Origin of the sequence: Streptomyces sp. NPDC048288 (assembly GCF_043201555.1) — a bacterium.
Lineage (GTDB): Bacteria > Actinomycetota > Actinomycetes > Streptomycetales > Streptomycetaceae > Streptomyces.
In genome coordinates this window covers 501,421-514,626 of the sequence record NZ_JBICZD010000007.1, presented here as the reverse complement: position 1 = coordinate 514,626, position 13,206 = coordinate 501,421, and the positions used below count along the sequence as shown (strand labels likewise).

Below are 13,206 nucleotides of genomic sequence, written 5' to 3'. Positions count from 1 at the left end.
GGCGACCACCGGGGAGCTAGGCGGGGTTGCGGCCGATGAAGAACTCGCGGAACGGGTCCATGCTCGGTTCCAGGCCGGCGTCGATGAGGCCCTTGCGCAGGGCGGTCATCTGGGCGTCGTGGATGCGCTGGGTGGGCTGGCGCAGCGGGCCGCCGTTGTAGCCCTGGAGCCAGCCCTGGAACTTCCAGGCCTGCCGGTTGAGGAAGGCGCCGCCGTGCAGGGCGGGGGCCAGCCCGGACTTGGTCTTGCGGGCGGGGTGCAGCTGCCAGTAGATCTCGGCTGCCTCGTCGTACTTGCCCTCCCGGAGCAGGTGGAGGACGCGCGGGATCATCGGGCCGTAGTACTCGTGGTCGCTGGTGGCCGAGAACCGGAGCGGCATGATCTGGGAGAGCGGGATCAGCTCGCCCTCGATGGGCAGGGAGATGACCACCTCGTCGCCGAAGTGCCGGTGGCACTCGATGACGGACTGGATGCCGGGGAACCCGCCCTCGGCCTTGATCGCGGCGATGTTGGGGCAGTCGTCGATGAGCCGCCTCAGCAGGCGGACGGGGATGTCGGAGGGGTGGATGCGGGGGCTGAACCCCCACAGGAACATGGGGAAGAGCATGACGGCGAGGTTGGTCGCGTCGCAGACGGCCTTGGTGTAGTCGTAGACGTCCTGCTCGGTCTCCGGGTAGAAGTTCGGCGGGTAGGACAGCAGCACCAGCTCGGCGCCGGCCTCCTCCGCCCCCTTCACCGCCTCGATGTTCTGCTGCAGCGTGCTCCAACTGCCGTGGTGGACGAGGAGGAACGACTCGCCGGCCTCGTCCTTGACGATCCTCAGGAAGTCCAGGTACTCGGGGAGCTGGATGGAGACTTCCGAGACACCCAGGGTGCCCATGAAGCCGTGCTCGATCGCGAGCCGGGTGTCGTGGCGGATCGCCTGCTCGTTGATGTGCCTCAGGTCGCCCGTGAACGACGGGATGGTGCAGTTGACGACGCCGACGAGGTTCTCGCGCGCCCATTCGCGGGCTTCGGCGCGGGTGTAACGGGCCATGTCCGTGCGGTCCTTTCAGATCTTCGGGGTGCCGGCGCCTTCCCAGGCGAGGTACTTGAGTTCCAGGAATTCCTCGATGCCGTAGACGGAGCCCTCGCGGCCGGTCCCGGACTGCTTGACGCCGCCGAAGGGGGCGATCTCGTTCGAGATCAGGCCGGTGTTGATGCCGACCATGCCCGCCTCCAGGGCGGCGCCGACCCGCCAGACGCGCTCGGCGTCGCGGGCGAACAGGTAGGCGGCGAGGCCGAATTCGGTGTCGTTGGCGGCGCGGACCGCGTCCTGTTCGCCGGTGAACCGGATCAGCGGGGTGAGCGGGCCGAAGGTCTCCTCCCGGGTCACGGCCATGGCGGAGGTGACGCCGGTGAGGACGGTCGGCTCGTAGAACAGCCCGCCGCGCGCGTGCCGTCGGCCGCCGTGCAGCACCTCGGCGCCCTTGGCGACCGCGTCGGCGACATGGGCCTCGACCTTGGCGACGGCGTCCTCGTCGATCAGCGGCCCCTGTTGCACGCCGTCCTCGAAGCCGTCCCCGACGACGAGTCCGGCGACCTTCCCGGCCAGCTGCGCGGCGAACGCGTCGTACACGCCGTCCTGGACGTAGACCCGGTTGGCGCTGATGCAGGCCTGCCCGGTGTTGCGGTACTTGGCCGCGAGCACACCCGCCACCGCCAGGTCGAGGTCGGCGTCGTCGAAGACCAGGACGGGCGCGTTGCCGCCCAGTTCCATGGAGGTCCGCTTGACGGTCGCCGCCGACTGGGCGAGCAGCAGCCGGCCGACCTCGGTGGAGCCGGTGAACGTGATCTTCCGGACGAGGGGGTTGGCGGTCAGCTCGGGGCCGATCTCGCGCGGGTCGCCGGTGAGCACGTTGAGGACACCGGCCGGAACGCCCGCGCGCTCGGCGAGTTCGGCGAGGGCGAGGGCGGTCAGCGGGGTCTGCTCGGCGGGCTTGAGGACCATGGTGCAGCCGGCGGCGAGCGCCGGGCCCGCCTTGCGGGTGATCATCGCGGCCGGGAAGTTCCAGGGCGTGATCGCCGCGCAGACGCCGACCGGCTCCTTGAGGACGACGATCCGCCGCGAGGCCTCGGGCGCGGCCATCACGTCCCCGCGCACCCGCTTGGCCTCCTCGGCGAACCACTCCAGGAAGGAGGCGGCGTAGGCGACCTCGCCGAGCGCCTCCGCGAAGGGCTTGCCCTCCTCCAGCACGATCAGCCGGGCGAGGTCGTCGGCGTGCGCGGTGACCAGGTCGTACCAGCGGCGCAGGATCCGCGACCGCTCCTTGGCGGCCAGGGCGCGCCAGGCGGGCAGGGCCCGGTGCGCCGCGTCGATCGCCGCGGCGGTCCGGGCGCGGTCCAGGAGGGGTACCCGGGCCAGCACCTCACCGGTGGCCGGGTCGAGCACGGCGAAGGTGTCCGGGGAGGTCAGCCACGTGCCGTCGACGTAGGCGGCGTTCTTCAGCAGGGTCGGGTCGTCGAGTTCGCCGCGCGGCACGGGGGTCCTCACTTCGCGACCGGGGTGACGGTGACCGGCAGTTCGGTGCCGAGGGAGAGTTCGGCGGCGCGGCGGACGCACATCGCGGCGACCGCGAGGTCCTGGACGGCGGAGCCGACGGACTTGTAGACGACGGTCGCGTCCGGGTCCGAACGCCCCGGGGTCCGGCCGGATATGACGTCGGCGAGCGGGACCAGCTTCCCGGCGAAGTCGACGCCCGCCTCCTTCGCGGCGATCAGGTCACCGGTCTCGTGGGCCACCTCGTGGACCTGGTCGGCGACGATCAGGTCCGCCCGCCCGATCGCCTCCGCGCCCAGCTCCCGCTGTTCGGGCAGCGTGGAGCCGATCGAGACGACGGTGGCGCCCGCCGGCACCTGCCGCAGGGTCGGCCGTTCGTCGCGGGAGCGGGCCGCGCAGAGCACCAGGGCGGCGTCCTCGACGGCGGCTTCGGCGCTGTCCGCCGTGTGCAACGGGACGTCCAGGTCGGCGAGGCGGTGCGTGCTGCGGGTGCGGCTGGCGGGGTCGGGGCTGAAGACGGTGACCGAGGAGAGCGGGCGGATCGCGGCGAGCGCGCGGACGTGGTGCTGGGCCTCGAAGCCGGAGCCGATCACGCCGACCTTCAGGGGGCCGGCGGGCGCGAGCGCGTCGGCGGCGAGCGCCGAGGTGGCCGCCGTACGGAAGCCGGTGATCGCGTTGCCGTCGAGGAGGGCGAGCAGTTCGACGGTGTCCTGGTCGAAGAGCGGGATCAGATAGGAGGCGCGCCGGCCGCGCGGGGAGGCGGCGATCAGCTTGGCGCCCATGGGGGCGCCGTCGCCGGGCACCCCGCTGAGGGTGCGCAGCCACAGGCCCTCGCCGCGGGCCATCGTGCGGGGCGGGAAGCGGGCCTCGTCCGGCGGCGTCGAGTAGGCGGCGCGCAGGGCGGCGACGGCCTCGGGCCAGCCGAAGGCGGCTCGGACGTCGGCGTCGGTGAGAAAGATCGTCACGGGCACTCCGTCGGGGAGGTGCGGTCGGGCAGAACACCCAAGGTGCGAGCGTCCAATGTGCTGGACATTGAACATTGGATATTCTGTACAGACAAGGCCGTGCCGCTAAGTTGTCCGCAGTCGGTAGAGGGAAGAACGAAGGAGCGGGTGGATATGCCCAGCATCCAGCGGCGCGCCGCTGACCTGGTGTTCGAGCACCTGCAGGAGCGCATCGTGTCCGGCGAGCTGGCCCCCGGGGACCGGCTCGACCCGACGGAGATCGCCGCGAGCCTGGGGCTGAGCCGCACCCCGGTCCGCGAGGCCATCCTCCAGCTGGACAGCGCCGGTCTGGTACGACGGCTGCCGTACCGGGGTGTGGTGGTGGCCGAGGTGGATCTGGGGCTCGCCGAGGAGGTGGCCGCGCTGCGGATCCACCTGGAGACGCTGGCCGCCCGCATCGCCGTGCCGAGGCTGCGGGACGAGGACCTCGCGGCGATGCGGGACGCGCACGAGCGGCTGGACGCCGCGCTGTCCGGCGCGCATGCGCAGCGGGACTTCAACGAGCTCAACCGCCGCTTCCACATGGCGCTCTACCAGCGCGCCGGGTCCGCGGTGCTGCTGCGCGAGATCGAGAGCCTGGCCGGTCAGGCCGAGCGCATCCGGATGCACTTCGACCTGCGGCACAGCCCGGCCGGGCACCACCACGCGGCGATCCTCGACGCGTGCGAGCGCCGGGACCCGGAGGCCGCCGCGGCCGCCACCCGCGACCACATCCTGACGGCGCACCGGATGGTGACGGGCGACGACCACCGGATCGAGCCGGGCTCCTCGCTGGCGGCGGTCCTGGCGGCCTCGGGGGCGACGGACCCGATCGGCTAGCTCCGGGACAGGGCGGCGCGCAGGGCTTCCTCGATGCCGGGCTGCCGGAAGGTGAAGCCCGTCTTCAGCAGGCCCGCGGGGACGGCCCGGCAGCTGCCGGTGATGCCCTCGGCGAACTCGCCGAGGGCGATCCTCAGCGCGAAGCCGGGGACGGCGGCGAGGGTGGGCCGGTGCAGGACGCGGCCCGTCGCCCGGGTGATCTCACGGTTCGTCAGCGGTTCGGGGGCGGTGAGGTTGAGGGGTCCGGCGATGTCGTCACGGTCGATCGCGTGGCGCAGGGCGGCGATGTGGTCGGGCAGCGAGATGAAGGGCCAGAACTGGTCGCCGGAGCCGAGCCGGCCGCCGAGGCCGAACCGGAAGAGCGGGAACAGCCTGCCCCAGGCGCCGCCGTCGGCGGAGACCACGAGACCGGTGCGCGGGTGGACGACCCGGACGCCGGCCCGCTCGGCGGGCGCGGCGGCGGCCTCCCAGCCGACGCAGACGGAGGCCAGGAAGTCGGCTCCGGCCGGGTCGGACTCCGTGACGACACGGTCGCCGGTGTCGCCGTAGTAGCCGACGGCCGAGGCCGAGACCAGCACCCGGGGCGGCCGGGCGGCCTCGGCGCACGCCTCGGCGACGGTCCGGGTCCCCTGGAGGCGGCTGAGCCGGATCTCCTGCTTGTACGTCTGGGTCCAGCGCCGGTCGCCGACCCCGGCGCCGGCCAGGTGCACCACGGCGTCGACGCCGTCCAGGACGGCCGGGTCCAGTCGGGCGCCGGGCTCCCAGACCGCGGATTCGGTCCCGTCCGCCCGCTGTGGCGCGGTCCGGGCGCGGGTCAGACGCAGTACGCGGTGGCCGTCGGCGAGGAGGGAGCGGGTGAGGGCGGAACCGATGAGTCCGGTGGAACCGGTGATCGCGACGCGCATGACGTTCTCCGATGAGCGAATGTTTGAGACTTCAAACTCTCACTGATCAGAGTACTCCGGCCGGAAGGGTTGAATCCGGCCACCCCCGAGCGTATAAATAAGCAACTTTCTTTCTTACAGACTCCTGATGGCGAGATGAGGGCACCGTGACCCGCCGTTATCCAGCAGGCCCGCAGCGGTTGCTGCGTTCGCTCAACGGCCGTGCCGTTCTGGAGGCGATCGACGAGGCGGGTCCCGTCACCACCACGGATCTGGCGGGCCGGATCCCGCTCTCCCGGCCCACGGTCGCCGCCGCGGTCGGGCTGCTGCTGGAGCGCGGTGTCATCACCGAGGTGGGCCCGGCGACCGGCCGCAAGGGCCCGGCGCCGGCGCAGTACGGAGTGAACGCCGACTGCGCCTTCGGGATCGGCGTGGACGTCGGGCACCGCAGGATCCGCGCCGCGGTCGCCGACGTCACGGGACGGATCCGCGGGCGGGCCGAGACCGAGCAGCACGGGGAACGGGGCGCCGACGCGTTCGTCGGGCAGATCCTGGACATGTGCGTGGACCTGGCCGGACAGGTCGGAAAGGAGCTCCCGGAGATCGCCCAGGTCGTCGCCGGACTGCCGGCCGCGGTCGGCCCGGACGGCCGGCAGCTGTCGTACACCACCGGACTGCCCGACGCCGGGAGCGGGCTCGGCGAGGCGCTCGGGCGGGCGGTCCCGGTGCCCCTGGTGCTGGAGAACGACGTGAACCTCGCGGCGCTGGCCGAGCGCACCCACGGTCTGGGCACCGAGACCGACGACTTCGTCCTGGTCAGCCTGGGCGTCGGACTCGGGCTCGGGCTGGTGGTGGACGGCAAGGTCCGGCGGGGCGCCACCGGGGTCGCGGGTGAGGCCGGCTACCTGCCCAGCGACCGCATGATCGCGCCGGCCGGGCAGCGCCGGGACCTGGTGCAGGAGCACCTGGGCGCCCGCTACATCAGCACCGAGGCCCGGCGGCTCGGACTGCCGGGCGACGGCAGCCCGCTCACCGTCTTCGCGCTCGCCCGCGCCGGCGACCCCGGCGCGCTGGAGATCGTGGACGACACCGCCCGCAGTGTCGCCTACGTGGTGGCCTGTGTCGTACCCCTGATCGACCCGGCGCTGATCGTGCTGGGCGGCGCCATCGGCGCCAACGGCGATCTGCTGCTCGAACCGGTCGCCCGCCACCTGGCCGATTTCAGTACGTTCCGGCCGACCGTCGTCGCCTCCGGGCTCGGCCAGGACGCCGTGCTCACCGGAGCGACCACCATGTCGGCGAAGCTGGCCCGCGAGGCCGCCTTCGCCGCCGCCACCACCCCTGTCCCCCAGGCCGAGCCCTCGGCTCTGTCCTGAGAAACACCGCGGCGACGCCGTCTTGCCGGACAGCGCCGCCGCTTCAGGTCACCGGGCATTGCCGTGCCCGGGTGACCGACGACCGATCCGTCACCCAGGGAATCCCGTCTCCGAGGAAGGACGATCAGTGTTCAAACCTATCACCGGGCCTGTCACCGGGGTCGTGTCCGTCACGGCCGCCGGAGTGCTGCTGCTGGCCGGCTGCACGTCCACCGGGGCCTCGTCGTCAGAACCCGACACCGCCATCTCCGCGGGCGCCTCGCACCAGGCCACCACCGTCACCGTCTGGACCTTCAACCACCTGCCCAACGAGGTGGCCGCCTTCAAGGCGACCCTCGGCCGGCTGCACACCAAGTACCCGTGGCTGACCGTGAAGTTCGTCCCCAACAAGGACGACGCCGCCTACGCCAAGGCGGTCGCCGCGGGTGACCCGCCCGACGTCTTCATCAGCTCGGCGCCCGACAACGTGGCCAAGTTCTGCTACAACGGCACGGTCGCCGACCTCGGCCCCTACCTCACCTCGGCCAAGATCGACACGGCGAAGACCTTCCCGGCCGCCACCCTGGCCTACACCCGCTACCAGGGCAAGCAGTGCGCGCTGCCGCTGCTGACCGACGCCTTCGCGCTCTACTACAACAAGCAGATGTTCAAGGCGGCCGGTATCACCGAGCCGCCCACCACCCTCGCCGAACTCACCGCCGACGCCAAGAAGCTGACCGTCAAGAACGCGGACGGCTCGATCAAGACCTACGGCTTCGTGCCCCGCTCCGACTACGACGTCAACCGCTACCTGTTCACCGGCGCGCACAGCGGCACCGAGTTCTACGGCAAGGACGGCAAAACCACCTTCGCCTCCGACGCCAAGTGGCAGCAGCTGCTGAAGTGGGACCAGGACCTCATCGGCTACTACGGCGAGGCCAACGTCCAGAAGTTCGTGGGCCGTTACCAGCCGCACGCCGACGACGCCGGCAACCCGCTGCTGACCGGGGCCGCGGCCATGGAGTACGACGGCGAGTGGCACGTCGGCGAGATCGCCTCGGAGAAGAAGGACTTCGACTACGGCGTGGTGCCGATGCCGGTGCTGGACAACTCGTCGGGCACGTACGGCGCGGGCAGCACGCTCGGCACGGTCGCCTACCTGTCGGCGGGCTCCCGGCACAAGCAGGAGGCGTTCTTCGCGCTCCAGCAGCTCACCACCGACACGACGTTCCTGAACACCCTCGCGGACACGGTCTACAACATCCCGACCACGTTCGCCGCGCTCAAGGCCTGGGACAAGCGGAACGACCCGCACTGGAAGCCGTTCGTCGACGTCTTCGAGAACAAGAACTCCACCTACAAGACGCTCACCCCGGCCGGCATCGAGGACATGGACACCTGGCGGGCGTTCCTCCTCGACTACGAGCAGGGCAAGGTGAGCAGCGCCGCGAGCGGCCTCGCCGGGGTCGGGAAGAAGATCGACGACCTCAACTCCGAGAGCGGACAGTAGAGATGACGACCACTCTCGCCCCCGTCGGCGAGGCCCCGGGCGCCGCGCGCACGCGCGCCGCCCGGGGCGGGCGGCGGCGCGCGAGCGGGGCCCGCTGGTGGGTCGTACTGGCCTTCCTGTCCCCGTTCGTCATCGGGTTCTGCGTCTTCGTGCTCTACCCGGTGGCCGCCACGCTCTACTACTCGCTCACCGACTTCCAGGCCGGCTCCTACCGCCCGGTCCAGTTCGTCGGACTGCGCAACTACCGCGCCCTGTTCAGCCAGTCCGACACCTTCTGGGTGGCCGTGCGCAACACCCTGTGGATGGTCGTCGTCATGGTGCCGCTGCGCACCGCCTGGGCCATGTTCACCGCCTGGGTGATCATCCGCGTCAAGCGCGGCCGGGCGGTGTACCGCACGCTGTTCTTCCTGCCGTCGATGGTGCCCGTGGTGGCCGCCGCCCTGTCGTTCATCGTGCTGCTGAACCCGGTCGGCCCGCTCAACCGGATGCTGGGCTGGGTCGGCGTCGACGGTCCGGGCTGGTTCTCGGACCCGGCCTGGTCCAAGCCCAGCCTCGTCCTGATGGCGCTGTGGGCCAGCGGCAACGTGATGGTGATCTTCTCCGCCGCCATGCTCGACGTACCGCGCGAGCTGTACGAGGCCGCCGAACTCGACGGCGCGGGCACCTTGCAGAAGTTCCGCAGCGTCACCCTCCCGGCGATCTCCCCGGTGATCTTCTTCGCCCTGCTCACCGGGATGATCTACACCTTCCAGTACTTCACCGAGGCGTTCGTCGCCTCCAGCTCCGCGAACGCCACCTCCTCCAGCAACGACCTGATCGGCTACCCCGCCAACTCGCTGCTGTTCTACTCCACCGAGCTGTACCGGCAGGGCTTCGCGTACTTCAAGACCGGCTACGCCTCGGCGATGGCCTGGCTGCTGTTCCTCGTCATCTTCGCGGCGACCGTGGTCTTCATCCGCGCCTCGCGCCGTTTCGTGCACTACTCGGGCGGTGGCCGATGAGCACTGTTCCCCTGACCAGGCCCCGTGCCGGGCGCCGCGCGCTGTACCTGCTGGCCGAGCACGCGCCCGCCGTCGCCGTCGCGCTCTGCTTCCTCCTCCCGCTGACCATCGGCGTGCTCACCGCGTTCATGACGCAGCACCAGGCGGGCACCGGCTCGCTGTGGCCCTCGCCCTGGGAGTTCGGCAACTTCGGCGAGGTCTTCAAGGCCATGCCGTTCGGCCGCGACCTGCTCAACACCATGCTGTACGCCGGGCTGTCCACCGTCGGTGTCGTCGTCTCCTCGGTGCCGGTGGCCTACGCGCTGGCCCGGCTGAAGTGGCGCGGCCGGGAGGCGGTCTTCCTCGTCGTGCTCGCCGCGATGATGATCCCGGCCCAGGTCACCAGCCTGCCGCTGTACGTCATGTACGCGCACGCCGGCTGGATCGGCACGCTCAAGCCGCTCATCGTGCCGTCGTTCTTCGGCGACGCGTTCAGCATCTTCCTGCTGCGCCAGTTCTTCCTCACCATTCCGGACGAGTTCACCGAGGCGGCCCGGGTGGACGGCGCCGGCGAACTGCGCATCCTGTGGCGGGTGCTGATCCCGATGGCCCGTCCGGCGATCGCCGCGGTCGGCCTGTTCGCCTTCCTCTACGCCTGGAACGACTTCTACAACCCGCTGCTCTACACGGGCAACAGCGACACCGGCCAGACCCTCGCGGTGGCCCTCAGCCAGCTCGCCAAGAACGGGCACCAGAACGCCTACCAGCTGCAGATGGCGGCCTCGCTGATGTTCCTGCTGCCGGTCCTGGTGCTGTTCTTCCTGGCGCAGAAGGTCTTCGTGGAAGGCATCGCGCTGACCGGCGTCAAGGGCTGAACCCTTCCGGGGCCGAGCCGCCCCCGCATCTCTCATGGGAGCACGAGTGAAGATCACCGTTGTCGGCGGTGGCAGTACCTACACGCCCGAACTGATCGAGGGCTTCGCCCGGCGCGCCGACGTACTGCCGGTCGACGAGCTCGTCCTGCACGACATCGACGCCGAACGCCTCGCCGTCATCGGCGGCCTGGCCCGCCGTATCCTCGCCCGCCGGGGTTTCCCCGGCCGGCTGACCACCACGACCGACCTCACCGAGGCGGTCGACGGAGCCGCCGCGGTCCTGATCCAGCTGCGGGTGGGCGGGCAGGCGGCCCGGCTGGTCGACGAGACCCTCCCGAACCGGTTCGGCCTGCTCGGCCAGGAGACCACAGGACCCGGCGGCTTCGCCAAGGCGCTGCGCACGGTGCCGGTGGTGCTCGACATCGCGGAGGAGGTACGACGCCGGGCCCGCCCCGGCGCCTGGATCGTCGACTTCACCAACCCGGTCGGCATCGTCACCCGCGCCCTGCTGGACGCCGGGCACCGCGCGGTCGGCCTGTGCAACGTGGCGATCAAGTTCCAGCGGCAGCTGGCCGCCCGCCTCGGCACCGACCCCGGCCGGGTGCGGCTCGGCCACGCGGGCCTCAACCACCTGTCCTGGATCCGCTCGGTCACCGTCGACGGCGTGGACCGGCTGCCGGAACTGCTGACCGGGCCCGCCCTCGACCAGCTCGCCGCGGAACTCCGCGTCCCCGCCGGGGCCCTGCGCGACCTCGGCGCCATCCCCTCCTACTACCTCCACTACTTCTACTGCACGGAACAGGAGGTCCGTGCCCAGCGGGCGGGCGGCCACCGGGCCGAAAAGGTCCTCGCCATCGAGAAGGAGCTGCTCGCCCTCTACGCCGACCCGGCCCTGGACCACAAGCCCGACCTGCTGGAGCAGCGCGGCGGCGCCTACTACAGCGAGGCCGCGGCCGCCCTGGTCACCAGCCTGCTCACCGGCGACGGCGCCCACCACTACGTCAACGTCCGCAACGACGGCCTGCTGGCCGGACTGCCCGACGAGGCCGTGGTCGAGGTGGCCGCCGACGTCGACACCGCCGGACCGCACCCGGTGCCGGTGCCGCCGCTGCCGCCCGAGATGCTCGGACTGGTCCAGGCGGTCACCGCGTACGAGACGCTCGCCGTCGAGGCCGCCCTGACCGGGGACCGTACGGTGGCCCGCAGAGCGCTGGTGGCCAATCCGCTCGTCCGCGAATGGGGGCTCGCGGCCGAAGTCCTCGACGCCCTGCTGGAGGCCAACCGCCGCCATCTGCCCCGGTTCTCCGCGAGCGAGGCCGCCGATGCCTGAGCTGGTGGTGGGCGTCGACGGCGGGAACTCCAAGACCGACCTCGTGCTCGCGGACACCGAGGGCCGGCTGCTGTCCTGGGTGCGCGGCGCGGGCACCCGCCCGCACACCGAGGGCATGGAGACCACCACCGAACGGCTCGCCCGCCTCGGCCGGCACGCGCTCGCACAGGCGGGCCTGCCCGAGGCGACCCCCCTTTCCGTCGGCGCGTACTTCCTCGCGAACGTGGACCGCCGGGCCCAGGAGCGGCTGGCGCTGCGCCAGTTGACCGGGCTGGAGGTGGCGGAACGCATCCTCGTGCGCAACGACACCCTGGCCGTCCTGCGGGCCGGCGCGCCGGACGGCTGGGGGGTGGCGGTGGTGTCCGGTGCCGGTATCAACGCGGCCGCCGTCCATCCGGGCGGCCGCTCGGCCCGGTTCCTCTCGCTCGGCGACATCACCGGGGACTGGGGCGGCGGGCTCGCGGTGGCCCGGGCCGGCCTGGGCGCCGCGGTGCGCGCGGGCGACGGACGGGGTCCGGCCACCCGGCTGCGCCAGGAACTGCCGGTCTGCTTCGGCCTGGACAGCGTGGAGGCCGTCGCGCTGGCCGTGAGCGCCGGTGAGATCCCGGTGACCGCTCTGCACGGCCTGTCGCCCGTGGTCTTCGCGGCCGCGGAGGGCGGTGACGCCGTGGCACGGGGCATCGTGGAACGCCTCGGGGACGAGATCGTCGCCATGGTGACCGCCCTGCTGCGCCGGCTCCGGCTGCTGCGCACCGCGACCCCGGTGGTCCTGGGCGGCGGCACCCTGCAGAACGACCGGCTGCTGCTGCGGGACCACATCGGCTCCCGCCTCGCCGCCGAGGCACCGCTGGCGCGTCCCGTGGTCCTCGACGTGGCCCCGGTCGCGGGCGCGGTGGCGCAGGCCCTGGTGACCGCGGACGCCCCCGCCGACGCACAGGACCGCCTCCGCAAGGCCATCGCCGACCGGAGACCCCCGACCGCCCACGTGGACTGACCGCCCGGCAGGCACAGACGCAACCAGCGGGCCCGCCGATGTCGGCAAACCCGCGGGAACCTGTCGTCAGCCGAAGCGGCCCTGCACGTAGTCCGCCGTACGGGGGTCGGAGGGGGTGGAGAACAGGGTGGCGGTGGGGCCGTGTTCGACGATGGTGCCGGGGGTGCCCTGGGCGGCGAGGAAGAAGGCGCACCGGTCGGAGATGCGGGCCGCCTGCTGCATGTTGTGGGTGACGATGACGATGGTGACCTCGTGGGCCAGTTCGCGGATCGTCTGCTCGATGCGCAGGGTCGAGGTGGGGTCCAGGGCGGAGCAGGGCTCGTCCATGAGGAGGACCTTGGGGCGGACCGCGAGGGAGCGGGCTATGCACAGGCGTTGCTGCTGACCGCCGGAGAGGGCACCGCCGGGCTGGCGGAGGCGGGTGCGCACCTCCTGCCACAGGCCCGCCTTGGTGAGGCACTCCTCGACCAGCTCGTCGCGGGCCGCGCCGCTCAGGTGCGTACCGGTGAGTTTGAGACCCGAGGTGACGTTGTCGTAGAGGGACATCGCGGGGAAGGGGTTCGGTTTCTGGAAGACCATGCCGATCTCGCGGCGGGTCTCGGTGAGACGGCGGCTGGGAGCGTAGACGTCCTCGCCGTCCAGGAGGACCTCGCCGGCGAGGGTGGCGGCCGGGATAAGCTCGTGCATGCGGTTGAGGATGCGGAGGAAGGTGGACTTGCCGCAGCCGGAGGGGCCGATGAGGGCCGTCACCAGGCCGGACGGCATCGACAGCGACACGCGGTCCAGGACTTTGTGGTCGCCGAACCAGGCCGAGATCCGGCGGGTGTCGAGGGTGGCGCCGGCCGCCGTGTCCGGATGGGCGGGCAGGGGAACGGTGGTGTCCGTGTCGCCGGTGGTCTGTTCGGTCACTGCACGT

At 71.9% G+C, this 13,206-nt stretch carries 12 protein-coding genes; 7 read left to right on the top strand and 5 right to left on the bottom strand.

Annotated features, from left to right (window positions below):
* Positions 1-16: 16 nt before the first annotated feature.
* From ACGFZS_RS27215 to ACGFZS_RS27205, 3 genes are read right to left on the bottom strand one after another with little or no spacing between them, the layout of a single operon-like run.
* Positions 17-1,036 carry a dihydrodipicolinate synthase family protein gene (locus ACGFZS_RS27215; protein WP_393797302.1) on the bottom strand — a complete coding sequence of 340 codons (1,020 nt, stop codon included), beginning with the start codon at positions 1,034-1,036 and terminating at the stop codon, positions 17-19.
* A 15-nt stretch (positions 1,037-1,051) separates the two neighbouring features.
* Positions 1,052-2,533 carry an NAD-dependent succinate-semialdehyde dehydrogenase gene (locus tag ACGFZS_RS27210; protein ID WP_393797301.1) on the bottom strand — a complete coding sequence of 494 codons (1,482 nt, stop codon included), beginning with the start codon at positions 2,531-2,533 and terminating at the stop codon, positions 1,052-1,054.
* Positions 2,530-3,504 carry an ornithine cyclodeaminase family protein gene (locus ACGFZS_RS27205; protein WP_393797300.1) on the bottom strand — a complete coding sequence of 325 codons (975 nt, stop codon included), beginning with the start codon at positions 3,502-3,504 and terminating at the stop codon, positions 2,530-2,532. Before ACGFZS_RS27205 ends, ACGFZS_RS27210 begins: the two co-directional genes overlap by 4 nt.
* Positions 3,505-3,657: 153 nt before the next feature.
* Here ACGFZS_RS27205 and ACGFZS_RS27200 point away from each other — a divergent pair, with 153 nt between their 5' ends.
* Positions 3,658-4,362, top strand: a complete 705-nt coding sequence (locus tag ACGFZS_RS27200; protein WP_393797299.1) for a GntR family transcriptional regulator — start codon at positions 3,658-3,660, stop codon at positions 4,360-4,362.
* Here ACGFZS_RS27200 and ACGFZS_RS27195 read toward each other — a convergent pair.
* The gene (locus ACGFZS_RS27195) at positions 4,359-5,267 is read right to left on the bottom strand and encodes a TIGR01777 family oxidoreductase (RefSeq protein ID WP_393797298.1); all 909 of its coding nucleotides are present in this window, start codon (positions 5,265-5,267) and stop codon (positions 4,359-4,361) included. The genes ACGFZS_RS27200 and ACGFZS_RS27195 overlap by 4 nt on opposite strands.
* 146 nt (positions 5,268-5,413) lie before the next feature.
* Here ACGFZS_RS27195 and ACGFZS_RS27190 point away from each other — a divergent pair, with 146 nt between their 5' ends.
* From ACGFZS_RS27190 to ACGFZS_RS27165, 6 genes are all read left to right on the top strand, one after another.
* Positions 5,414-6,622, top strand: coding sequence for an ROK family transcriptional regulator (locus ACGFZS_RS27190; protein WP_393797297.1), 1,209 nt, complete (start codon positions 5,414-5,416; stop codon positions 6,620-6,622).
* A gap of 127 nt (positions 6,623-6,749) precedes the next feature.
* The gene (locus ACGFZS_RS27185; protein WP_393797296.1) at positions 6,750-8,111 is read left to right on the top strand and encodes an ABC transporter substrate-binding protein; all 1,362 of its coding nucleotides are present in this window, start codon (positions 6,750-6,752) and stop codon (positions 8,109-8,111) included.
* A gap of 2 nt (positions 8,112-8,113) precedes the next feature.
* Positions 8,114-9,112 (top strand): carbohydrate ABC transporter permease, encoded by a 999-nt coding sequence (locus ACGFZS_RS27180; protein WP_393797295.1) that lies wholly within the window; start codon positions 8,114-8,116, stop codon positions 9,110-9,112.
* Positions 9,109-9,966 carry a carbohydrate ABC transporter permease gene (locus ACGFZS_RS27175; RefSeq protein ID WP_393546914.1) on the top strand — a complete coding sequence of 286 codons (858 nt, stop codon included), beginning with the start codon at positions 9,109-9,111 and terminating at the stop codon, positions 9,964-9,966. The genes ACGFZS_RS27180 and ACGFZS_RS27175 overlap by 4 nt, the downstream gene beginning before the upstream one ends.
* 46 nt (positions 9,967-10,012) lie before the next feature.
* On the top strand, positions 10,013-11,296 hold the full coding sequence (locus ACGFZS_RS27170) for a 6-phospho-beta-glucosidase (protein ID WP_393797294.1): 1,284 nt from the start codon (positions 10,013-10,015) through the stop codon (positions 11,294-11,296).
* On the top strand, positions 11,289-12,290 hold the full coding sequence (locus tag ACGFZS_RS27165; RefSeq protein WP_393797293.1) for an N-acetylglucosamine kinase: 1,002 nt from the start codon (positions 11,289-11,291) through the stop codon (positions 12,288-12,290). The genes ACGFZS_RS27170 and ACGFZS_RS27165 overlap by 8 nt, the downstream gene beginning before the upstream one ends.
* 66 nt (positions 12,291-12,356) lie before the next feature.
* Here ACGFZS_RS27165 and ACGFZS_RS27160 read toward each other — a convergent pair whose 3' ends face one another.
* Positions 12,357-13,157 carry a phosphate ABC transporter ATP-binding protein gene (locus ACGFZS_RS27160; RefSeq protein WP_393797373.1) on the bottom strand — a complete coding sequence of 267 codons (801 nt, stop codon included), beginning with the start codon at positions 13,155-13,157 and terminating at the stop codon, positions 12,357-12,359.
* Between the last annotated feature and the right edge of the window lie 49 nt (positions 13,158-13,206).